This is a genomic window from Janthinobacterium svalbardense (genome assembly GCF_002327145.1).
Taxonomy (GTDB): domain Bacteria; phylum Pseudomonadota; class Gammaproteobacteria; order Burkholderiales; family Burkholderiaceae_D; genus Janthinobacterium; species Janthinobacterium tructae.
Window position 1 is genome coordinate 3,013,699 of sequence record NZ_CP023422.1, and the last position, 21,780, is coordinate 3,035,478.

The following is a 21,780-nucleotide window of genomic DNA, read 5'->3' on the forward strand; positions in this document are numbered from 1 at the left end:
AGGCGCTGCGCGCAAGGTTTACACCTTCAGCGCATCGAGTAAATCGGTTTCCAGCAATATCTGGTTGCGGGCATTGTTGAGCGCGGGGCCGTCGACGAGGAAGACGTCTTCGACCCGCTCGCCCAGGGTCATGATCTTGGCCGTGTGCAGGTTGATGCGGTACTTGGTCAGCACATTGGCGATTGCATACAGCAGGCCCGTGCGGTCGTTGGCGGCAACCGACAGCAGGTAGTACTGGCCCTTTTCATCGGGCCGCAAGTCCACCGTCGGCTGGAAGGGGAAAGTGCGCGACAGGCGCGACAGCCGTCCCTTGCCCGGCGGCGGCAGCGGCGTTTGCGACTGCAGCAGTTCGCCCAGCTCATGCTCGATCAGGCTGATGATGTCGCGGTAGCTCTTGGCAAAGTTCTGCTCGGTGACGAGGAAGGTGTCGAGTGCGTAGCCATTCCTCGTCGTGTGGATCTTCGCGTCGAGGATGCTGAAATTCTTGCGGTCGAAATAGCTGCAGATGCGTGCGAACAGGTCCGGCTGGTCGGGAATGTACACGGCCACCTGCAAGCCTTCGCCGATGGGTGCCAGCCGGCATTTTACCACTGGCAACTTGCTGTCGAGTTTGTCATACAGCGAGCGCGTCTGCCAGGCGATGTCGGAGGCGTCGTGGCGCAGGAAATACGCCACATCGAGCTGCTGCCACAGTTTCAGGTGGGCATCGGGTGGCAAGCCGTACAGGCGCAGGGTGGCCAGCGCTTCCTGCTGGCGGTTCTTCAGTTCGCGGTCGGCCGTGTGCGGCTCGCCGCCCAGCACGCGCAGGGTGATCTTGTACAGGTCTTCCAGCAGCTTGCCCTTCCACGCGTTCCACACTTTCGGGCTGGTGCCGCGGATGTCGGCCACCGTCAGCAGGTACAGGCCCGTCAGGTGGCGCTCGTCCTTGACCACTTTTGCAAACGCGGCGATGACGTCGGGGTCGGACAGGTCTTGCTTTTGCGCCACTTGCGACATGGTCAGGTGATTTTCCACCAAGAAAGCGACCAGTTCCGTGTCATCAAACGACATGCCGTGCTCCTGGCAGAACTGGGTGGCATCGGCCACGCCCAGCTTCGAATGGTCGCCGCCGCGGCCCTTGGCGATGTCGTGGAACAGGGCCGCCACGTACAGCAGCCACGATTGCGAGAAATCGGCCATCAGCTGGCTGCAGAACGGGTATTCGTGTGCATGTTCGCTCATCGTGAAGCGGCGCATGTTGCGCACCACCATCAAAATGTGCTGGTCGACCGTGTACACGTGGAACAGGTCATGCTGCATCTGGCCTACGATGCGGCGGAAATTCGGCAGGTAACGCCCCAGGATGCTCATCTCGTTCATGCGCCGCAGCGCATGGATGATGCCGACCGGGGCGCGCATGATGCGCAGGAACAGGGCGCGATTGATGGGGTCCTGGCGGAACGCGGCGTCGATCTTGAAGCGCGCGTGCCACAGCGCCCGCGTGGCGCGTGAGGTCATGCCTTTCAGGGCCGGGCGCTCCGTCATCAGCACGAAGATTTCCAGCATGGCCGACGGGTATTGTTCGAACGTATCGTCGGCGCTGATGTCGATCAGGCTGTTGACTTCATTGAAGCGCTCGTTGATGGGCACGGCCACATCGTCTTGCGGAAACAGCCGTGCCTCGATGTTTTGCAGCAAAATCGTGTTGAGCTGGGTCACCGTCTTGGCGGCCCAGTAATAGCGCTGCATCAGGTATTCGCTGGCGCGGCGCATGTGCGGCCCGCTGCCCGTGGCTTGCAAGCCCAGCGATTCGGCAATCGCCGTCTGCACGTCGAACACCAGGCGGTCTTCGCGCCGTCCCGCATGCAGGTGCAGGCGCACGCGGATATCCTTGAAGGCGCGCTCCTTTTCCATCAGCTGGCGCGCTTCCGTCAGGGTGATCAGGCCGCCCGTGGCCAGGGTGCGCCAGGAATTGGCCAGCCCGGCCGCCTTGGCCACCCACAAAATCACCTGCAAGTCGCGCAAGCCGCCTGGACTTTCCTTGCAATTCGGTTCCAGGCTGAAAGCCGTGTCTTCGTATTTGGCATGGCGCTGGCGCATTTCCGCCGTTTTCGCCTGAAAAAACGCCTGCGGGTCCATGGCTGCCTCGTAGCGCTGCTGCAGTTGCGCGAACAGGTCCGCGTTGCCGCACACGAGGCGCGCTTCGAGCAAGCTTGTTTGCACGGTGATGTCGGCCTTCGATTCGACCATGCATTCCTCGACCGTGCGGATGCTGTGGCCGATTTCCAGGCCCAGGTCCCACAGCAGCTGCACCAGTTCCTCAAGCTTTTCCTGCGTTTGCGCGTCCGGCGCCTGTTGCAGCAGGATCAGCAGGTCGACGTCGGAATACGGAAACAGTTCTCCGCGGCCGTAGCCGCCCACGCCCACCAGGGCCGTGCCGGGCGGCAAACCCGCTTCCTGCCAGGCGCGCGCCAGCACGCCATCGACGCTGTGGCGCAGGCTGCGCAGCAGTTTTTCAGGCTTGCCGTCGGCCTGGAAGGCCGCAATGACGACCTGGCGGTCGGCTTTCAGTTGCTGTTTCAGCTGTTCCCGAATCTGCTTTTTCATCTGGGCCCTGGGGTGGCGGTGCGTGGGATGGAAGAATCAGGCTTTGTTCAGGATCAAGGCGGGCGGTGGCGGCATGCCGGGCGAGACGGTCAGCACTTCATAGCCCGTTTCCGTCACCAGCACCGTGTGTTCCCATTGCGCCGACAGGCTGCGGTCCTTGGTTTTGATGGTCCAGCCATCGTTCATTTCGCGGATCTCGCGGCGGCCCGAGTTGATCATCGGTTCGACGGTGAAGATCATGCCCGCTTCCAGGCGTTCCAGGGTGCCTGGTTTGCCGTAGTGCAGCACTTGCGGTTCTTCATGGAAGACCTTGCCGATGCCGTGGCCGCAGAATTCGCGCACCACGCTGTAGCCGGCTTTTTCCGCATGTTGCTGGATGGCGTGGCCGATATCGCCCAGGTGGGCGCCCGGCTTGATCTGGTCGATTCCCAGCCACATGCATTCATAGGTGATTTCCGACAGGCGCTTGGCCAGGATGGTGGGCGTGCCGACCAGGAACATGCGGCTGTTGTCGCCGTGGTAGCCATCCTTGATGACGGTGATGTCGAGGTTGACGGAGTCGCCGCTCTTGAGGACCTTGTCGCCGGGAATGCCGTGGCAGATGACGTCGTTGACGGAGGTGCAGATGGCCTTCGGGTAAGGCGTGTAGCCTGGCGGGCAATAGTTCAGCGGGGCAGGGATGGTGCCTTGCACGTTGACCATGTATTCATGGCACAGGCGGTCCAGTTCGCCGGTCGTGACGCCGACCTTGACGAAGGGCGTGATGTAATCGAGTACTTCAGCGCCGAGCTTGCCGGCAACGCGCATGCCTTCGATGTCGGCAGCGCTATTGATACGGATGGTGGACATGGTGTGTTTCGCAATCTGCAAGAATTCAGGTGAAAAGCACAGACGAATCTCAGCGTAGGAGAAAAAGTCTGCAAATATGTCGAAATTATAAACGAGGCGCCCCGCATCCGCCGCCTCCATCCTATGGCAGGCAGGCGATTTTTGCGGGAAAGGCCATGGCGGATACGCCTTGCACCAGTGTGGTGCAAGGCTTGCCGTCGCTGCGCGCGCGATTTGCGCCGTGGACTTGATGGAATGGGCATTTCGGTGTAGAATCCCGGGTTGCTTGAATTCTCTTTTGGGCAATGCAGTAAAACAGTGTCTTTAATTTATATAAACACGCGAATCCGGTCGACAAGGGTGCCTGTATGGTGACTGATCGGATTCCAGACCCAACCCTGGAGTTAATAATGTCCGTAACAATGCGCGAAATGCTGGAAGCCGGTGTCCACTTTGGTCACCAAACCCGTTTTTGGAATCCAAAAATGGCACCGTTCATCTTCGGCCATCGCAACAAGATCCACATCATCAACCTGGAAAAAACCATGGCGATGTACCAGGACGCAATGAAGCACGTGCGTCAACTGGCTGCAAACCGTGGCACCATCCTGATGGTTGGCACCAAGCGTCAAGCTCGCGAAATCATCGCTGCTGAAGCACAACGCGCTGGCGTGCCTTTCGTTGATCAACGTTGGTTGGGCGGCATGCTGACCAACTTCAAAACGATCAAAACCTCGATCAAGCGTCTGAAAGACATGGAAGTCATGGTTGAAGACGGTTCGATCGAGAAGCTGTCGAAAAAAGAAGCGCTGATGTTCTCCCGCGAAATGATCAAGCTGCAAAAATCGATCGGCGGCATCAAGGACATGGGCGGCATTCCTGACGCAATCTTCGTCGTCGACGTCGGCTACCACAAAGGTGCGATCACCGAAGCAGCTAAACTGGGTATCCCGGTCATCGGCGTTGTCGATACCAACCACTCCCCAGAAGGCGTGAACTTCGTGATCCCAGGTAACGATGACTCCTCGAAAGCCATCATGTTGTACGCTCGCGGTGTTGCTGATGCAATCATCGAAGGCCGTGCAGCTGCCGGTAACGAAATTGTTGAAATGGTTAAAGCAGCCGCTGGCGACGAATTCGTCGAAGTAAACGAACAGGCTTAATGGCCAGGCTATCGCAAGATAGCCGTTTGTAAGCACAGCAGTAAGGGAAAAGGGGTGGCAGCAGCTCCCCCTTTTTTTTAACAAAAAAACGATAGTGACCGCTGGCGAGGCATATCTGCCCGGCCGCGACTGTCGACTCACCGAATCAGGAGAAACACATGGCAGCGATTACAGCAGCGATGGTAGGCGAATTGCGCGGCAAAACCGACGCACCAATGATGGAATGCAAAAAAGCACTGACCGAAGCCGAAGGCGACATGGCGCGTGCGGAAGAAATCCTGCGCGTCAAACTGGGCGGCAAGGCATCGAAAGCATCGGCACGCATCACCGCTGAAGGCGTCGTGGCAACCTACATCGCCAATGGCGTAGGCGCCCTGGTCGAAGTGAACTCGGAAACCGACTTCGTTGCGAAAAACGACGATTTCCTGGCACTGGCCAACAACGCTGCCCGTCTGGTAGCAGAACACAACCCGGCTGACGTCGCTGCCCTGCTGGCCCTGCCACTCGATGGCAAGACCCTGGACGAAGTGCGCGCTGCCCTGATCGGCAAAATCGGCGAGAACATGACCATCCGCCGCTTCCAGCGTTTCGAAACCAGCAACAAGCTGGCGTCGTACCTGCACGGTGCGCGCATTGGCGTGATCGTCGAATTCGACGGCGCCGATGAGCAAGTCGGCAAAGACGTGGCCATGCACATCGCTGCCATGAAGCCAGTGTCGCTGTCGTCGAACGAAGTGCCTGCGGAACTGATCGAAAAAGAGCGTTCGGTTGCCCAACTGAAAGCCGAAGAAGACGCAGTCAAAGCGGCCGCCGAAGGCAAGCCAGCGCAATCGCCGGAAATCCTGGCCAAGCGCCTGGAAGGTTCCGTACAGAAGTTCCTGAAAGAAGTGTCGCTGCTGAACCAGGCTTTCGTGAAAAACGACAAGCTGTCGGTTGAGCAAATGCTGAAGGCGGCTAACACCAGCGTCAAAGGTTTTGCCATGTACGTGGTAGGCGAAGGCATCGAGAAGAAGCAAGACGACTTCGCAGCAGAAGTCGCAGCACAGATGGCTGCCTCCCAGGGAGCGTAAGTAAAGCGGGCCGAGAGGCCCGTTTTTTTGGCCCGCCCGCACCTGTCGTGCCGGGCGGCGGCATGGGCAGCCCCGCGCGCCTATCCGGCGCTGCAAGGCGCTGCGCCATGTCATACTCGAATAACCTCATTTATGGAGCCCCAGCTCATGTCAAAACCAGCCTACAAGCGCGTCCTCCTCAAGTTGTCCGGCGAAGCCCTGATGGGCGATGATCCCTACGGCATCAACCGCGCCACGATCGAGCGCATGGTGGCCGATGTGGCCGAGGTGGCGAAATTGGGTGTGGAACTGGCAATCGTGATTGGTGGCGGCAATATCTTCCGTGGCGTCGCGCCTGGCGCGCAAGGCATGGACCGTGCCACCGCCGACTACATGGGCATGCTTGCCACCGTGATGAATGCACTGGCTCTGGCCGATGCCATGCGCCACGTTGGCATCGTCGCACGCGTCATGTCGGCCATCGGCATCGAGCAAGTTGTCGAGCCGTACGTCCGTCCGAAAGCCCTGCAATACCTGGAAGAAGGCAAAGTGGTGGTCTTCGCCGCCGGTACCGGCAATCCGTTCTTCACCACCGACACGGCAGCCGCCCTGCGCGGTGCCGAGATGAGCGCCGAGATCGTCCTGAAGGCCACCAAGGTCGACGGCGTCTACTCGGCCGATCCACAGAAGGATCCGAACGCCACCCTGTACCATACGATATCGTTCGACGACGCCATCGCCAAGCACCTGCAAGTGATGGATGCCACCGCATTCGCCCTGTGCCGTGACCAGAAACTGCCAATCAAGGTGTTTTCGATCACCAAGCCAGGCGCCCTCATGCGTGTCATCATGGGCGAAGATGAAGGTACGCTGGTCCACGTATAGAAATAAGGAGCACCGAGAAACCGTCCATGGCTGCGTTGCAGCGCCTGATCCACGTTATGTACATTCGTAGCGTCTTCGGCGCTGCGCCTTGCCCTGAACGGTTTTCGGCACTCCCGACTGCGCGAACATTTACACTGCAGTGAATAATTGTAATACCCATTTATTATCAAGATATAGGAGGGCGTATGTCCTTAGCTGACGTTAAAAAGAACACCCAGGAACGCATGACGAAATCGCTGGAAACACTGCGGGCCGACCTGGCCAAAGTGCGTACCGGCCGCGCCCATACGGGTATCCTGGACCACGTGATGGTCGATTACTACGGTTCGCCGACGGCGCTGACCCAGGTCGCCAACGTGACGCTGATCGACGCGCGCACCATCGGTGTGCAGCCGTACGAAAAGAAGATGGCCTCGACCGTTGAAAAAGCCATCCGCGACGCCGACCTGGGCTTGAACCCATCGGCACAGGGCGACATGATCCGCGTCCCGACGCCGCCGCTGACGGAAGAGCGCCGCAAGGAAATGGTCAAGCTGGTCAAGACCGAAGCGGAAGACGCAAAGATTGCCGTGCGTAACATTCGCCGCGATGCGAACGAGTCGCTGAAGAAACTGGTCAAGGAAAAAGCCTGCTCCGAGGACGATGAGCGCCGCTCGTCGGAAGAAGTGCAGAAACTGACAGACAAGTTTATTGCCGACATCGACAAGATGGTGGTCGACAAAGAAAAAGAAGTGCTGACGGTCTAGTTTTCAGTCCTTTTGACGCTGCCCGGGAAAGCATGGCTTTTCCGGGCAGTGCTATTTGGCGCATAATAGTTATCTTTTATTTTTGGTATTCGTGTTTTCATGATCTATTCGAGTTCGACAACGGCAGTACCTGAGGTGGGCACTGTGCCGCGCCATGTGGCAATCATTATGGATGGCAATGGCCGCTGGGCAACCAAACGCTTCCTGCCGCGCGTGGCTGGCCACGTCAAGGGCGCTGACGCCGTGCGCGGTGTCGTCGAGACCTGCCTCGAACGGGGCGTCGAATATCTGACCCTGTTTGCCTTCAGTTCGGAAAACTGGCGCCGCCCGGAAGAAGAGGTGTCGATGCTGATGCGCCTGTTCGTCACCATGCTGGAACGCGAAGTGGTCAAGATGCATGCCAACGACATCCGCCTGAAAGTGGTGGGCGACCTGTCGCGCTTCAACGAGCAGCTGCAAACCCTGATCGCCAATGCCGAGCGCAAGACGGCGCGCAACACGCGCCTGACGGTGACGATCTGTGCCAATTATGGCGGGCGCTGGGACATCATGCAGGCAGTTAACAAAATGACGGCCGAGGCCACCACCAACGGCCAGCCTGCCGGGCAGGCTTACACGGAAGAACAACTGGCGCCGCACTTGGCCATGGCCTATGCGCCCGAACCTGACCTGTTCATCCGCACGGGCGGCGAGCAGCGCATTTCCAATTTCCTGCTGTGGCAACTGGCGTACACTGAGCTGTTTTTTACCGAGACTTTCTGGCCCGACTTCAATGACGAGTGCCTCGACGCGGCAATCGCGTCTTACCAGCAGCGCGAACGGCGCTTTGGCCGTACCAGCGCGCAATTAACTGAAAAGACAAACTGATGCTGAAAACACGGATAATCACCGCCCTGGTCCTCTTGGCGGTCTTGCTGCCGGTTCTGTATCTGAATTATTTCCCTGCCTTCGCCGTGATCGCCACGGCGTTCTTCGGCGCCGCCGTCTGGGAAAGCTTCCGCATTTTCAAAAATCGCCAGGCGCTCCTGATCGCTGCCGTCTGGACTGCCGCCTTCGCGTATACGTTTTTTGTCGCTAACGGCATGGCGCAGCTCAATTTCTGGTTCGCCCTGTGCGTGGCCATCTGGCTGATCCGCTTCGTGCCCTCGCTGGCGACGGGCTTGCCGCCCACCGAAGGCCTGGGCAATACCTTGCTCAGCCTGGTGTACCCGGTGACCATCGTCGGCTGCTTCGTCGCCATCATCGCCTTGTTCCTGCATAGCCCCTTGTACTTGCTGTCCGTCATGGCCCTGGTGTGGATTGCCGATATCGGCGCGTATTTTTCGGGCAAGGCGTTCGGCAAGCGCAAGCTGGCACCCAGCATTTCCCCAGGAAAATCATGGGAAGGCGCCATCGGCGGCGGCATCGCCGTGCTGGTCATTGCCGCCATCACCATCGTCGCCGCGCCATCGCTGCCGGTGCTGCAAGACACCTTCGCCGTGCAACTGCAATTGCGCCGCGGCTGGCTGGTGGCCTTGCTGGTGCTGCTGCTGGTCGTCGCGGCCAGCATCGTCGGCGACCTGTTCGAATCCCAATTGAAGCGCCGCGCCGGCATCAAGGACAGCAGCAACCTGCTGCCTGGCCATGGCGGCGTACTCGACCGTATCGACGCGCTGATCCCGGTCCTGCCATTTGCCGCCCTCGTGGCCAGCTGGCTTTAAGGAAACTCATGCAATACATCACCATCCTTGGCGCGACCGGCTCGATCGGCGTGTCCACCCTGGACGTGCTCGCGCGTCATCCCGAGCAATACAGCGTGTATGCGCTGAGCGCGCATAGCCGCGTAGCCGAACTGGCCGCGCAGTGCCTGCAGTTCCGTCCGCTGCGCGCCGTCGTCGGCACGGCAGATGCCGCCCTTGAACTGACGCGTTTGCTGCGCGGGCAGGGCGTCGCTACGCAGGTCGAGTACGGTGTGGAAGCCCTGTGCGCCATCGCCAGCGCGCCGCAGGTGACGGGCGTGATGGCGGCCATCGTCGGCGCGGCCGGCCTGGCGCCCACCTTGGCGGCGGCACGCGCCGGCAAGAAAGTATTGTTGGCCAATAAAGAAGCGCTGGTCATGTCCGGCCAGCTGTTCATCGATGCCGTGCACGATAACGGCGCCGTGCTGCTGCCCATCGACAGCGAGCATAACGCCATCTTCCAATGCCTGCCGCACGCGCATGGCCGCGCGCCTGCTGCCTCCGGCGTGGCGAAAATCGTGCTGACAGCTTCCGGCGGCCCCTTCCTCACGCGCGACGTCGAGACGCTCGACACGGTCACGCCGGACCAGGCGTGCAAGCATCCGACCTGGGCCATGGGGCGCAAGATTTCCGTCGATTCGGCCACCATGATGAACAAGGGCCTGGAAGTGATCGAGGCGCACTGGCTGTTCGGCGCACCGGCCGAGCAGATCGAGGTGCTGATCCATCCGCAAAGCGTGATCCATTCGATGGTGTCATATGTTGACGGTTCCGTGCTGGCCCAGCTGGGCAACCCGGACATGCGCACGCCGATCGCGCATGCGCTGGCCTATCCGCAGCGTATCAACTCTGGCGTGGCGCAGCTGGACCTGGCGCAAGTGGCCACCCTGCAGTTCGAACGTCCCGATTTCCGCCGTTTCCCCTGCCTGGCGCTGGCGTTCGATGCCTTGCGCGCAGGCGGCACGGCGCCGGCCCTGCTCAACGCGGCCAATGAAGTGGCCGTGCAAGCTTTCCTCGACGAGCAGATCGGCTTCCGCCAGATCGACAGAGTCATCGCGCACGTGATCGAGACGGTACCGCATGGCGCCGCCTCGAGCATCGAGGCCGTGATGGAGCAGGATCGCCTGGCCAGAGCGGCCGCGCACGCGTATATCGCCCAAAGGCTGGCTGCATGACGCTCATTACCACCTTGCTGGCCTTTATCGTCGCGCTCGGTTCACTGATTACCTTGCACGAGCTGGGCCACTATCTGGTGGCGCGCTGGTGCGGCGTGAAAGTGCTGCGCTTCTCGATCGGCATGGGAAAAGTGGTGTATTCGCGCAAGTTTGGCAAGGACCAGACGGAATGGGCGATTTCCGCGCTGCCGCTGGGCGGCTATGTGAGCATGCTCGACAGCCGCGCGCAAGACCTCAGCGACTTGCCGGAAAGCGAATTGCGCCGCGAATTCACGCGCCAGAGCGTGTGGCGCCGCATCGCCATCGTGGCCGCCGGCCCGCTCGCCAATTTCCTCGTCGCCATCGTGCTGTACGCGGGCCTGTTCATGCATGGCATCGAAGAGCCGTCGAGCAAGCTCGGTCCCGTGGCCGAGCAGACGGCCGCCTATGCGGCCGGCTTGCGCAGCGGCGATATGGTTGAAACGGTGAATGGCAAGGCCGTGGCCAGCTGGTCCGAGCTGCGCTGGGAACTGATCCAGGCCACGCTCGACAAGCAGCCGGCGCACATCGAAGTGCAGCGTCCCGACCGTGGCCAGCAGGAAGCGACCTTGCCAACAGCCAGCCTGACGGAGACGGACCTGGAAGGCGACGTGCTGGGCAAGCTGGGCCTGACCCTGGCCCGTTCCGCGCCGACCCTGATGGAAATCATGCCCGGTGGCGCCGCCGCGCGCGCCGGCCTGCAGAAAAACGACCAGATCCTGGCCATCGACGAGCAGCCCGTGCACGACGTGGCGGCCGTCATCGCCACCCTGAGCCAGGCGCCGGGCCGGACCTTGCAATTGCAACTCCTGCGCCAGGGCCAGGACCTGAGCTTGCCCATTACGCCGGAGGCCGTGCCGGGTGCGGGGGCAGAGGGAGCTGTAACAGTTGGTAAGATCCAGGCAAAGCTGGGGCAGGTGCCGGATATGATCAGCGTGGCCTCCGGACCGTTCTCTGCTGTGGGCAAGGCATCCACCAAGGTCTGGGACACCAGTGTCATGAGCCTGAAAATGCTGGGTAAAATGATTACCGGCCAGGTCTCGCTGAAGAATGTGACGGGGCCCATTACCATCGCCGATTACGCGGGCCAGACGGCGCGCACCGGCCTGGTAAGCTACCTGAGCTTCATTGCCTTCATCAGTATCAGTCTGGGCGTGATGAATTTGCTACCCATTCCTGTTCTGGATGGCGGGCATTTGCTGTATTATTCGCTGGAAGTTTTGACCGGACGCCCCTTGCCGGAGCGCGTAGGCGAGATTGCCCAGCGCCTGGGGATCGGTTTGTTGCTGACCTTGATGGTGCTTGCCGTCTTTAATGACGTGTTGCGATTGCTGAATTAGGGCGGTGGTTGATGCCATTGCGTGAGTCGCACAAGCAATCTTTTGTGTATGTTGTCCATTGATTTACCCATTGAATAACCCCAATGAAATTACATTCTGCTCGTTTTGCCTTGCCTTCCTTTCGTCGCAGCCTGATCGGCGCCGCCGTCATGGCCTTCTGTGCCGGCCATGCGCTGGCCGTCCAGCCATTTACTGTCAAGGACATCCGGGTCGAAGGGATCCAGCGTACTGAAGCGGGTACTGTTTTCAGCTACCTGCCGGTGCGCGTCGGCGAAACGTTCTCCGACGAGAAGAGTATCGCCGCCATCAAAGCCCTGTACGCGACGGGTTTTTTCAAGGACGTGCGCCTGGAAGTCGATGGCGACGTGCTGGTGGTGCTGGTCGAGGAGCGCCCGGCCATCGCTGCCGTGGAATTCACGGGCACCAAGGAATTTGAAAAAGATGTGCTGGTCAAGGCCTTGAAGGAAATCGGCGTCGGCGAAGCGAAAATTTTCGACAAGGCATCCGTCGACCGCGCGGAGCAGGAGCTCAAGCGCCAGTATCTGTCGCATGGCCTGTATGGCGTGAAGATCACCACCACCGTCACGCCGATCGAGCGCAACCGCGTCAACGTGGTGTTCGCCGTCGACGAGGGCGACGTGGCCCGCATCAAGCAGATCAACATCGTCGGTAACAAGGCTTTCACGGACAAGGAACTGCGCGAACAGCTGGCCCTGAACACGGGTGGCTGGTTCAGCTGGTACACCAAGGCCGACCAGTATTCGAAGACCAAGCTGACGGGCGACATCGAGTCGCTGAAGTCCTACTACCTGGACCGTGGCTATATCGAGATGCAGGTCGACTCCACGCAAGTGTCGATCACGCCCGATAAAAAAGACATTTACCTGACGATCAATATCACCGAAGGTGAAAAGTACAAGATCGCCGGCACCAAGTTCGAAGGCGAGATGTTCGGCCGCGAAGAAGAGCTGAAAGCCCTGAACCTGATGCGCGAAGGCGAGATTTACTCGGGCGCGCGCCTGACGGCCACGAATAAACGCATCCAGGACCGCCTGGCCACGTTCGGCTATGCCTTTGCCAACGTCAATGCCAATCCGGAAATCAACCGCGACAAGCATGAAGTGGGTTTTACTTTCTTCATCGATCCGGGCAAGCGCGTGTACGTGCGCCACATGAATATCGCCGGCAACACCACCACGCGCGATGAAGTCATCCGCCGCGAATTCCGCCAGTTCGAATCGTCCTGGTACGACAGCAACAAGATCAAGCTGTCGCGCGACCGGGTCGACCGCCTCGGCTACTTCAAGGACGTGACCATCGACACGCCGGAAGCGCAGGGCACGACCGACCAGGTCGACGTCAACGTGACTGTGGTGGAAAAACCAACGGGTAACTTCCTGATCGGCGGCGCCTTCTCGCAATCGGAGAAGTTCACCCTGTCGGCATCGATTTCGCAGGCCAACTTCGCCGGTAGCGGCAACACGGTCGGCATTGAACTCAATACCAGCCATTACAGCCGCACGATTGCGTTTTCGCAAACCAATCCGTATTTTACGGACGATGGCATATCGCGCAGCTTTGAAGTTTACCTGCGCACGACGGAACCGCCGGCGCTGAACATCGGCAGCTACAAGATCAAGCAAACCGGTGGCCGCGTCAGTTTCGGCGTGCCGTTCTCGGAAGTCGACACCGTCTTCTTCGGCATCGGCGCCGAGCGCTCGCGCATCGAAACCGACATCACCAGCCCGGTCCGCTTCAAGCAGTACGTGATCGACAATGGCGGCCCGTCCGACGGTATCGGTTCGGCTACTACCAATTCCATTCCGCTGACGGCGGCATGGCAGCGCGACAGCCGCGACAGCGCACTGACACCATCGATCGGCCGCTACCAGCGCGTCAACCTGGAGGCTGACCTGATCGGCGACCAGAAGTACTTCCGTGCCATCTATGAGCACCAGTATTTCCGTCCGCTGTTCAGCAAGGTCACCCTGGCGCTGAAAGGCGAGCTCGATTACGGCCACGGCATCGGCAATCACGTGTACCCGGTCTTCAAGAACTTCTACGGTGGCGGCATCGGTTCGGTGCGCGGCTACCTGAGTTCCTCGCTGGGCGCGGTCGAACCGAGCACCAACGATGCACTGGGCGGCGCTTCGCGCCTGATCGGTAACGCCGAGCTGCAGATGCCATTCCCCGGTTCGGGCAATGACCGCAGCTTGCGCTGGTTCGGTTTCCTTGACGGCGGCCAAGTCTACCAGGAAGGCGAAAAAATGCGGATCTCGCAATTGCGCTATTCTGCTGGCCTGGGCATCAGCTGGATTTCCCCGGTGGGCCCGCTCAAGCTGAGCTATGCCAAACCGCTGAATGCCAAGCCGACGGACCGCCTGGAGCGCTTCCAGTTCCAGATGGGCACCGGTTTTTAACCCGCCATCTGAACCGGGGCGACAGCTTTTACCTTTTGACCATGGAGTATCATGAACACCGCATCCGCTACCCTGCCCAAGTCCCTTGCCGTGATCGCATTGTGCTGGAGTTCGCTGTTGCCGGTGCAGGCGCAGGCTCAGGAGTCGAAGATCGCCTGGATCAGCAGCGAACGTATTTATAACGAATCGAGGCTGGCCAAGGCGGCCAGCGCCAAGCTGGCCGAAGAGTTCCGCTCGCGCGAAAAAGCCGTGCAGGAACTGGGCAGCCGCTTCAAGGTGGCTAACGAAGCCCTGGAAAAGGACATGCCCACCCTGAGCGAGGCCGAGCGCGCCAAGCGCCAGCGCGAGTTCTTCGAGCTGGACAAGGAGCTGCAACGCCGCCAGCGCGAATTTCGCGAAGACCTGAGCCAGCGCACGAACGAAGAGCGCAGCGCCATCGCGGAAAAAGCCAACACCATCATCCAGCAGATGGCGCATATCGAAGGATATGACATCGTGCTGCAGGAAGCCCTGTGGGCCAGCCCGCGCATCGACATTACCGACAAGGTCTTGAAGGCGCTGGACAAGTAACAGTAATTTTTTAAGGGTCTTATCGATGGGCACTCGACTAGGAGACTTGGTCGAACGCTTCGGTGGTCAATTGGCGGGCGATCCCAACCTGGAAGTCACAGGGATCGCGCCGCTGGCCGACGCCGGCGCTTCGCACATCAGCTTTCTCAGCAATAGCAAATTTCGCGCGCAGGCTTCCCAGAGCGGCGCTGCGGCGCTGATACTCACGCCGGCCGACGCTGCGCTGATCGGTGCCGGGTACGCCGGCGCGCGCATCGTCACACCGAATCCCTATGTGTATTTCGCGCGCGCGGCGCAGTATTTCGCCGCCCTGCACGAGATCAAGGCGCCAGTCGGCATCCATCCGGCTGCCTTTGTCGATGCCAGCGCGCAGGTCGATGCCAGCGCCTCTGTCGGCGTGCACGCGGTGATCGAGGCCGGCGCCATCGTCGGTGCCGGCTGCGTCATCGGCCCCGGCTGCGTGGTGGGGCGCGACGCCGTCATCGGCGCGGGCACGCAATTGCTCGCCAACGTTACCTTCCACGCGCGCTGCGTGATCGGCCAGCGCAGCATCATCCATTCCGGTGCCGTGATCGGCACCGACGGATTCGGCTTCGCCAACGAAGGCGGCGTGTACATCAAGATTCCGCAGACGGGCAGGGTGGTGATCGGTGACGATGTCGATATCGGCGCCAATACCACCATCGACCGTGGCGCACTGGCCGACACCATCATCGAAGATGGCGTCAAGCTCGACAACCAGATCCAGATCGGCCACAACTGCCATATCGGCGCGCACACGGCCATGGCCGGCTGCGTCGGCGTGGCCGGCAGCGCCGTCATCGGCAAGTACTGCACCTTTGGCGGCGCCGCCATGGTGCTCGGTCATTTGACGATCGCCGACCGCGTCCACGTGGGCTCGGGCAGCATGGTTTCGCGCTCGATCGCGGAAGCGGGCCAGTACACGGGTTTTTATCCGCTGGCCAAGAATGCCGACTGGGAAAAGAGCGCCGCCATCGTGCGCAACCTGTCAAGCATGCGCGAGAAGATCCGCACGCTTGAAAAAACAATTAAAACACTGACCACGCAAGACGAAAAATGACTACTGAAAAAAAGACCCTCGACATCCTGGCCATCAAATCGCTGCTGCCGCACCGCTATCCGCTGCTGCTGGTTGACCGCGTGCTGGACTGGGAAGCGAACAAAACCATCACCGCCATCAAGAACGTGACGGTCAACGAAGAGTTCTTCCAGGGCCATTTCCCGCACAAGCCGGTTATGCCTGGCGTGCTGATGATCGAAGCGCTGGCGCAAACGGCGGCCTTGCTGTCGTTCCTGTCGATGGGCGTGAAACCGGATGAAAATTCGGTGGTGTACTTTGTCGGCATCGACAATGCGCGCTTCAAACGTCCTGTCGAACCTGGCGACCAGCTGAAGATGGATGTGGAAATCCTGCGCGTCTCGCGCGGCATCTGGAAATACAAGGCAGTCGGCTCGGTCGACGGCAAGGTCGCGCTGGAAGCGGAATTGATGTGCACCATCCGTAGCGCGCAGGATGCGAGCCAGTCTGCGAGCCAGCCAGCGGGGCAGTGATATGGCGGCCATCCACTCTACGGCAGTCATCGATCCGAAGGCTGAGCTCGACAGCTCGGTCGAGGTGGGTCCGTACACCATCATCGGTCCGCACGTGCGCATCGGTGCTGGCACCAAAGTTGGCCCGCACGTGGTCATCGACGGCCACACGACGATCGGCAGCGACAACCATCTGTTCCAGTTTTCTTCCATCGGCGCGCAGCCGCAGGATAAAAAATGGGCGGGCGAGGCGACGCGCCTGGAAATCGGCGACCGCAACACCATCCGCGAGTTCTGCACATTTAATACCGGCACCGTGCAAGGTGGCGGCGTGACGCGCCTGGGCAATGACAACTGGATCTCGGCGTATGTGCACCTGGCGCACGACTGCCTGGTGGGCAACAACACGATTTTCTCGAACAATGCCCAACTGGCGGGCCACGTGGAGATCGGCGACTGGGTCATCATGAGCGGTTTCGCCAATGTGCACCAGTTCTGCAAGATCGGCGCGCACGCCTTTGTCGGCATGAGCACCAGTCTGACGCAGGACGTGCCGCCGTTTGTCCTGTTGAATGGCAATCCGGCACAGGCGCATGGCGTGAATATCGAGGGCTTGAAACGCCGCGGCTTTACGCGCGAGCAGATCAACGGCATCCGCGCCGCGTATAAACTCATCTACCGTTCCGGACTGACTCTGGAAGAATCCAAGGCAGCCCTGTTCGAAGAAGAGCAGGCCTCGTCGCCCGAGGTGGCGCAGCACATTCGCGCCATGCGCGAATTCCTTGGCGTGGCGTCGCGTGGCATCGTCCGCTGACCATTCCAGCGGCCTGCCGGTCGCCAATGTCGCCATCGTCGCCGGCGAGGTGTCGGGCGACTTGCTGGCCAGCCGGCTGCTGTCCGGCCTGGTGCCGCAGCTGCCCGGCGCGCGCTTCCACGGCATCGGCGGCGAGCACATGGCCAAGCAGGGTTTTGTGTCCGACTGGCCGCTCGACAAGCTGACCGTGCGCGGCCTGTTCGAGATCATCCCCCGCTACCGTGAAATCAAGGGCATCCAGAACGCGCTGCGCGATCAGCTGCTGGCGGAGCGTCCCGCCGTCTTCATCGGCGCCGACTATCCCGGCTTCAACCTGGGACTGGAACAGCAGCTGAAGGAAGGCGGCATCCCCACCGTGCACTACATCGGGCCGCAGATCTGGGCCTGGCGCGGTGGACGCATCAAGAAAATCATCAAGGCTGTCTCGCACATGCTGGTGATCTTCCCCTTCGAGGAAGAGATCTATCGCAAGGCGGGCGTGCCCGTCACCTATGTCGGCCATCCGCTGGCCGAGATGATTCCCCTGCAGCCCGACGAAGCGGCCGCGCGCCGCGTCCTGGGCTTGCCGGATGACGCGAATGTGGTGACGCTGATGCCGGGCAGCCGCATGGGCGAACTCAAATACAATGCGGTGGCGTTCGTGGCCGCCTGCAAGCTGCTGCTGGCGCGCGACCGCTCCTTGCGTTTCGTCGCACCCATGGCCGGCGAGAAGCAGCGCCAGTACTTCCTGCAGCTGGTACGTGAAGCTGGCCTGCAGGACGTCGAGATACTGCTCACCGATGGCGGCTCGCACACGGCCATCTGCGCCGCCGATGCGGTATTGGTGGCATCTGGCACGGCATCGCTGGAAGTGGCGCTGTACAAGAAGCCCATGGTCATCGCCTACAAGATGATGCGCGCCTCGTGGGAAATCATGCGCCACATGGGCTACCAGCCGTGGATTGGGCTGCCAAACATCCTGGCGCGCGACTACCTGGTGCCCGAGCTGCTGCAAAACGCGGCCAGCCCCGAGGCCTTGGCCGAGGCCATGTGGCAGCAGTTGAGCGACGTGCCGGGCCGTTTGCGCCTGGTGCAGCGCTTCACGGACATGCACCACAGCCTGCTGCGCGACAGCGCGCGCGCGAGCGCCAACGCCGTCATGCAAGTCATCGCCGCCAACCGCAAGTAACTCCCGCTCACCGCTTCAAGCGCATTACCAACCAAAGATTCAACGTGAAAAATATCTATCCCGGCCTGTTTGACGACTTGCCATTCTCGCTCGATGAAATCATCTGCGGCGTCGACGAGGCAGGCCGCGGTCCGCTGGCCGGCCCCGTGTTCGCCGCCGCCGTGATCCTCGACCCGAACCAGCCGATCGACGGCTTGCGCGACTCGAAAAAGCTCACTGAAGCCAAACGCGACTTGCTGGCGCCGCAAATCAAGGCCAAGGCCCTGGCCTGGGCCATCGCCGAAGCGTCGGAAGAGGAGATCGACCGCCTGAACATTTTGCAGGCGTCGATGCTGGCCATGCGCCGCGCCGTCGAGGCCTTGAGTACCGTGCCGACCCTGGCCCTGATCGACGGCAACCGCTGCCCCGTGATGCCGATACGCGGCATGGCCATCATCGGTGGCGATGACAAGGTCGATTCGATTTCCGCCGCCTCGATCCTGGCCAAGACGGCGCGCGACGCGGCCCTGGTGCACTTGCATGCGGCCTATCCCGAGTACTGCTTCGACCAGCACAAGGGCTATGGCACCAAGCTGCACCTGGAGCGCTTGCACCTGCACGGCGCCTCGCCCGTGCACCGCCGTTCGTTCGCGCCCGTGCGCAACGTGATCGCCCTGTTTGGCGCGCAGGAGGTGGTGGCATGAAGACGATTACCTCGCGCGACAATGCGCAATACAAGGAGCTGCTGAAACTGGCGGGCAGTTCGCAGGCGCGCCGCAAGTCCGGCCGCACCTTGCTCGACGGCGTGCACCTGTGCCAGTCGTACCTGCAGCTGCGCGGCATGCCGGAGCAGTGCATCGTCAGCGAAAGCGCCTTGCGCAATCCGGAAGTGATGGAGATCGTCGGCCAGCTGGAAAGCCAGCGCGCGCACGTACTGGGCTTGCCCGATGCGCTGTATCACGCTGTCAGTCAGGTCGAACACGGCGTGGGCGTGATGTTCCTCATCGAGACGCCGGAACGTGCTGTCACGCAGCCTCTGAGCGTGTCGGCCGTGCTGCTCGATAACCTGCAGGACCCGGGCAATGTGGGTTCCATCCTGCGCAGCGCGGCCGCTGCTGGCATCACGCAGGTGTACTGCAGCGCCGGCACGGCCTTCTGCTGGTCGCCAAAGGTGCTGCGCGCGGCGATGGGCGCGCACTTCGTGCTCGACGTCTTTGAAAATGTCGATCTGGCGGCGCTCGTTGCTGGCGCGAAGGTGGCGACGCTCGCTACCAGCGGCTACGCCACCCAGCGATTGTACGACGTCGACCTGCGCCAGCCTGTCGCCTGGCTGTTCGGCCATGAAGGGCAGGGCGTGGCCGACGACCTGCTGTCGATGGCGACGCACCAGGTGGTCATTCCCCACCTGGGCCAGATCGAATCGCTGAACGTGGCCGCCTGCGCCGCCGTCTGCTTCTTCGAGCAGCTGCGCCAGGGCCAGGCCTGAACAGGGTCGCCATGTCTTTCCCTGTGCTTGCTGACGGTGCCGCACGTGACGAGGCCTGGTGGCGCCAGGTCGCCGCGTTGTATCCCGCGCCGCCGGACGCCATCGTCAATCTTGAACACGGCTATTTTGGCGCCATGGCGGCGCCCGTGCAAGCGGCCTTCGAGCAGGCCGTGCGCTACACGAATGAACAGCTGAGTCCATTCGTGCGCGGCGAGTTTACGCGCACGCATGTGGATATTCTGCGCCAGCGCGTCGCCGCCCTGATCCACGCCGAGCCGCACGAAATCCTGCTGACGCGCAGCGGCACCGAGTCCATGCAGGTGCTGATCACGCAATACCATGGCCTGGCGCCCGGCGATACGGTGTTGTGGAGTAATCTCGATTATCCGGCCACGCGCACGGCCATGCGCTGGCTGGCGCAGCGCCGTGGCGTCACCAGTACCCAAGTCACATTGCGCTTGCCCATCAGCGATGACGAGATCATCGCCCGTTACGCGCAAGCCATGCGCCAGGCCGTCAGGCCGAAACTGCTGCTGCTGTCGCAGGTGACGCCGGCGAATGGCCAGCAGTTGCCGCTGCGCGCCTTGATTGCGCTGGCGCGCGAACACGGTATCGATGTCGTGCTCGATAGTGCGCATGCCCTGGGGCAGGTGCCGCTCGATGTGCGGGCGATGGATGTCGATTTTGCCGGTTTTAATTTACATAAATGGCTGGGTGCTCCGCCGGGGCTGGGCTTTGTGTATATCCGCGCCGCGCAGCTGCACAAGATCGAGCCGCATTTCGGCGACGACGATTATCCGCTGGACGATATCCGCTGTCGTCTGCACATGGGCATGCCGCCGATCGGCGCCATCCTGGCCGCGCCCGCCGCGCTCGATTTCCATGAACGCCTGGGCGGCACGCCAGCCAAGACGGCACGCCTGGCCTGGCTGAGGGATTACTGGGTCAGCCGCGCCGCGCAACTGCCTGGCGTACGCCTGCTGTCGCCGCTCGATGCAAAGCGCGGCACGGCGCTGGTGGCGTTTGCCGTCGATGGCATGGACGCACGCGCGCTGCAGCAAGCCTTGCTGCAGCGTTTTGGCGTATTTACCGTGCAGCGCAATATCGGCGACATGGACGTCGTGCGCGCCACGGTGGCCGTCACCACCACCACCGCTGAACTGGATCAACTGGTCGCCGCGCTGACGGTGCTGTCCAGCGAGGCGAACACCTGACAAAACCGTCGCGAGCGGAAGGGAGAGGTGGCCGAGAAGCGCAACCGTACTTCTAGTACGGTGAGCATCGCAAGCCGCCTATACCGACGCGCAGCAGGTTTGGTCAGGTGTTCTAGTACTCGCGGCGGTTCGGCTTGATCTCTTGCAGGATCGTGGTGGAGATCTCTTCGATCGACTTGGTGGTCGAGGAGAGCCAGCGGATGCCTTCGCGTTTCATCATTTTTTCCGCTTCGTTGACCTCGTAACGGCAATTTTCGATGGCCGCATACTTGCTTCCAGCGCGTCTTTCGTTGCGTATTTCCGACAAACGTTCGGGCGTAATGCTTAATCCGAAAATTTTATTCTTAAATTCCAGCAGGGCGGAAGGCAGCTTGTCGCGCTCGAAATCGTCGGGAATCAGCGGATAATTGGCCGCCTTGATACCGTATTGCATGGCCAGGTACAGGCTGGTCGGGGTCTTGCCAGAGCGCGAAACACCCACCAGAATGACATCGGCCGAGGACAGGTTCTTGTGCGACTGACCATCGTCGTGCGCCAGCGAATAGTTGATCGCCTCGATGCGATTTTTGTATTCTTCGCTGTCGACGATATTGTGCGAGCGCCCGATGGTGTGGGTCGACATCACGCCCAGTTCCTGCTCCAGCGGGGCGACAAAGGTCTGGATCAGGTCCATGTGCATGCCGCTGGACTTGCGGATCACGGCCGACAGGTCGTTTTTCACCAGGGTGGAGAAAATGATCGGGCGCTGGCCATCGCTGACGAAGGCTTCGTTGATCTTGCGCGCCGCCTCGTAGGCCTTGTCCATGGTATCGATGAAGGGCAGGCGGATCTGGCGGAAACGCAGATCGAACTGCGTCAGCACCGAGTGGCCGAAGGTCTCGGCGGTGATGCCGGTACCGTCGGAAACGAAGAAGACGGTGCGGGCTGCGGAGGGCAGGGGGGGGCGTGGATCTTGTGTCATGGGTTTTCGATCAAGATTGTGCGTCGTCAATTTGCGCCGCACAAGGTAAAATGGCTGCAACGGTAATGATTGTGCTGCACGACGCCAAGAATAACAAGAAGACTGTCCG

The 21,780-nt window shown here is 61.0% G+C and carries 20 protein-coding genes; 17 read left to right on the plus strand and 3 right to left on the minus strand.

All coding sequences use genetic code 11. The features are described 5' to 3' along the window. Positions 1-18 precede the first annotated feature (18 nt). Together CNX70_RS13535 and map are read right to left on the minus strand one after the other, a co-directional pair. The gene (locus tag CNX70_RS13535; RefSeq protein WP_096235108.1) at positions 19-2,586 is read right to left on the minus strand and encodes a [protein-PII] uridylyltransferase; all 2,568 of its coding nucleotides are present in this window, start codon (positions 2,584-2,586) and stop codon (positions 19-21) included. Positions 2,587-2,622: 36 nt separating this feature from the next. Continuing rightward, the gene (map, locus tag CNX70_RS13540) at positions 2,623-3,435 is read right to left on the minus strand and encodes a type I methionyl aminopeptidase (RefSeq protein ID WP_096238442.1); all 813 of its coding nucleotides are present in this window, start codon (positions 3,433-3,435) and stop codon (positions 2,623-2,625) included. A gap of 389 nt (positions 3,436-3,824) precedes the next feature. On the opposite strand from map, the gene rpsB reads away from it, so the two are divergent. From rpsB to CNX70_RS13625, 17 genes are all read left to right on the plus strand, one after another. Next, positions 3,825-4,577, plus strand: a complete 753-nt coding sequence (gene rpsB, locus CNX70_RS13545) for a 30S ribosomal protein S2 (protein WP_096235109.1) — start codon at positions 3,825-3,827, stop codon at positions 4,575-4,577. A 158-nt stretch (positions 4,578-4,735) separates the two neighbouring features. Continuing rightward, positions 4,736-5,647: a translation elongation factor Ts gene (tsf, locus tag CNX70_RS13550; protein WP_010397617.1), complete on the plus strand. Its 912-nt coding sequence runs from the start codon at positions 4,736-4,738 to the stop codon at positions 5,645-5,647. 147 nt (positions 5,648-5,794) lie between these two features. Continuing rightward, positions 5,795-6,511 carry a UMP kinase gene (pyrH, locus tag CNX70_RS13555; RefSeq protein WP_096235110.1) on the plus strand — a complete coding sequence of 239 codons (717 nt, stop codon included), beginning with the start codon at positions 5,795-5,797 and terminating at the stop codon, positions 6,509-6,511. A gap of 185 nt (positions 6,512-6,696) precedes the next feature. Next, on the plus strand, positions 6,697-7,257 hold the full coding sequence (gene frr, locus CNX70_RS13560; RefSeq protein WP_071077757.1) for a ribosome recycling factor: 561 nt from the start codon (positions 6,697-6,699) through the stop codon (positions 7,255-7,257). Positions 7,258-7,356: 99 nt separating this feature from the next. Beyond that, a complete protein-coding gene (uppS, locus tag CNX70_RS13565) occupies positions 7,357-8,124 on the plus strand; it encodes a polyprenyl diphosphate synthase (protein WP_096235111.1) in 768 nt (255 codons plus the stop codon). After that, positions 8,124-8,957: a phosphatidate cytidylyltransferase gene (locus tag CNX70_RS13570; RefSeq protein ID WP_096235112.1), complete on the plus strand. Its 834-nt coding sequence runs from the start codon at positions 8,124-8,126 to the stop codon at positions 8,955-8,957. Before uppS ends, CNX70_RS13570 begins: the two co-directional genes overlap by 1 nt. Positions 8,958-8,965: 8 nt before the next feature. Continuing rightward, a complete protein-coding gene (gene ispC / locus CNX70_RS13575; protein ID WP_096235113.1) occupies positions 8,966-10,150 on the plus strand; it encodes a 1-deoxy-D-xylulose-5-phosphate reductoisomerase in 1,185 nt (394 codons plus the stop codon). Next, positions 10,147-11,508 (plus strand): RIP metalloprotease RseP, encoded by a 1,362-nt coding sequence (gene rseP, locus CNX70_RS13580; protein ID WP_096235114.1) that lies wholly within the window; start codon positions 10,147-10,149, stop codon positions 11,506-11,508. Before ispC ends, rseP begins: the two co-directional genes overlap by 4 nt. Before the next feature lie 83 nt (positions 11,509-11,591). Next, a complete protein-coding gene (gene bamA / locus CNX70_RS13585) occupies positions 11,592-13,928 on the plus strand; it encodes an outer membrane protein assembly factor BamA (RefSeq protein WP_096235115.1) in 2,337 nt (778 codons plus the stop codon). A 51-nt stretch (positions 13,929-13,979) separates the two neighbouring features. Then, positions 13,980-14,498 carry an OmpH/Skp family outer membrane protein gene (locus tag CNX70_RS13590; protein ID WP_071077751.1) on the plus strand — a complete coding sequence of 173 codons (519 nt, stop codon included), beginning with the start codon at positions 13,980-13,982 and terminating at the stop codon, positions 14,496-14,498. Between the two features lie 25 nt (positions 14,499-14,523). Continuing rightward, positions 14,524-15,579: a UDP-3-O-(3-hydroxymyristoyl)glucosamine N-acyltransferase gene (gene lpxD, locus CNX70_RS13595; RefSeq protein ID WP_096235116.1), complete on the plus strand. Its 1,056-nt coding sequence runs from the start codon at positions 14,524-14,526 to the stop codon at positions 15,577-15,579. Further along, entirely contained in the window at positions 15,576-16,070 is a 495-nt protein-coding gene (gene fabZ, locus CNX70_RS13600) for a 3-hydroxyacyl-ACP dehydratase FabZ (protein ID WP_071077748.1), read from the plus strand. Before lpxD ends, fabZ begins: the two co-directional genes overlap by 4 nt. 1 nt (position 16,071) lies before the next feature. Next, entirely contained in the window at positions 16,072-16,863 is a 792-nt protein-coding gene (lpxA, locus tag CNX70_RS13605; protein ID WP_096235117.1) for an acyl-ACP--UDP-N-acetylglucosamine O-acyltransferase, read from the plus strand. Then, on the plus strand, positions 16,847-18,031 hold the full coding sequence (gene lpxB, locus CNX70_RS13610; RefSeq protein ID WP_096238443.1) for a lipid-A-disaccharide synthase: 1,185 nt from the start codon (positions 16,847-16,849) through the stop codon (positions 18,029-18,031). Before lpxA ends, lpxB begins: the two co-directional genes overlap by 17 nt. Before the next feature lie 44 nt (positions 18,032-18,075). Beyond that, positions 18,076-18,714 carry a ribonuclease HII gene (gene rnhB / locus CNX70_RS13615; protein WP_096235118.1) on the plus strand — a complete coding sequence of 213 codons (639 nt, stop codon included), beginning with the start codon at positions 18,076-18,078 and terminating at the stop codon, positions 18,712-18,714. Further along, entirely contained in the window at positions 18,711-19,496 is a 786-nt protein-coding gene (locus tag CNX70_RS13620) for a TrmH family RNA methyltransferase (RefSeq protein ID WP_096235119.1), read from the plus strand. Before rnhB ends, CNX70_RS13620 begins: the two co-directional genes overlap by 4 nt. 11 nt (positions 19,497-19,507) lie before the next feature. Further along, on the plus strand, positions 19,508-20,710 hold the full coding sequence (locus tag CNX70_RS13625; protein WP_096235120.1) for an aminotransferase class V-fold PLP-dependent enzyme: 1,203 nt from the start codon (positions 19,508-19,510) through the stop codon (positions 20,708-20,710). 112 nt (positions 20,711-20,822) lie between these two features. On the opposite strand, the gene ppsR is transcribed toward CNX70_RS13625, so the two are convergent. After that, entirely contained in the window at positions 20,823-21,671 is an 849-nt protein-coding gene (gene ppsR, locus CNX70_RS13630; protein WP_096235121.1) for a posphoenolpyruvate synthetase regulatory kinase/phosphorylase PpsR, read from the minus strand. Positions 21,672-21,780 lie beyond the last annotated feature (109 nt).

Excerpts from the sequence above, each read along its gene's own strand:
- CNX70_RS13535 (WP_096235108.1), bottom strand. The coding sequence starts at position 2,586 with ATGAAAAAGCAGATTCGGGAACAGCTGAAACAGCAACTGAAAGCCGAC.
- map (WP_096238442.1), bottom strand. The coding sequence starts at position 3,435 with ATGTCCACCATCCGTATCAATAGCGCTGCCGACATCGAAGGCATGCGC.
- rpsB (WP_096235109.1), top strand. The coding sequence starts at position 3,825 with ATGTCCGTAACAATGCGCGAAATGCTGGAAGCCGGTGTCCACTTTGGT.
- tsf (WP_010397617.1), top strand. The coding sequence starts at position 4,736 with ATGGCAGCGATTACAGCAGCGATGGTAGGCGAATTGCGCGGCAAAACC.
- pyrH (WP_096235110.1), top strand. The coding sequence starts at position 5,795 with ATGTCAAAACCAGCCTACAAGCGCGTCCTCCTCAAGTTGTCCGGCGAA.
- frr (WP_071077757.1), top strand. The coding sequence starts at position 6,697 with ATGTCCTTAGCTGACGTTAAAAAGAACACCCAGGAACGCATGACGAAA.
- uppS (WP_096235111.1), top strand. The coding sequence starts at position 7,357 with ATGATCTATTCGAGTTCGACAACGGCAGTACCTGAGGTGGGCACTGTG.
- CNX70_RS13570 (WP_096235112.1), top strand. The coding sequence starts at position 8,124 with ATGCTGAAAACACGGATAATCACCGCCCTGGTCCTCTTGGCGGTCTTG.
- ispC (WP_096235113.1), top strand. The coding sequence starts at position 8,966 with ATGCAATACATCACCATCCTTGGCGCGACCGGCTCGATCGGCGTGTCC.
- rseP (WP_096235114.1), top strand. The coding sequence starts at position 10,147 with ATGACGCTCATTACCACCTTGCTGGCCTTTATCGTCGCGCTCGGTTCA.
- bamA (WP_096235115.1), top strand. The coding sequence starts at position 11,592 with ATGAAATTACATTCTGCTCGTTTTGCCTTGCCTTCCTTTCGTCGCAGC.
- CNX70_RS13590 (WP_071077751.1), top strand. The coding sequence starts at position 13,980 with ATGAACACCGCATCCGCTACCCTGCCCAAGTCCCTTGCCGTGATCGCA.
- lpxD (WP_096235116.1), top strand. The coding sequence starts at position 14,524 with ATGGGCACTCGACTAGGAGACTTGGTCGAACGCTTCGGTGGTCAATTG.
- fabZ (WP_071077748.1), top strand. The coding sequence starts at position 15,576 with ATGACTACTGAAAAAAAGACCCTCGACATCCTGGCCATCAAATCGCTG.
- lpxA (WP_096235117.1), top strand. The coding sequence starts at position 16,072 with ATGGCGGCCATCCACTCTACGGCAGTCATCGATCCGAAGGCTGAGCTC.
- CNX70_RS13620 (WP_096235119.1), top strand. The coding sequence starts at position 18,711 with ATGAAGACGATTACCTCGCGCGACAATGCGCAATACAAGGAGCTGCTG.
- CNX70_RS13625 (WP_096235120.1), top strand. The coding sequence starts at position 19,508 with ATGTCTTTCCCTGTGCTTGCTGACGGTGCCGCACGTGACGAGGCCTGG.
- ppsR (WP_096235121.1), bottom strand. The coding sequence starts at position 21,671 with ATGACACAAGATCCACGCCCCCCCCTGCCCTCCGCAGCCCGCACCGTC.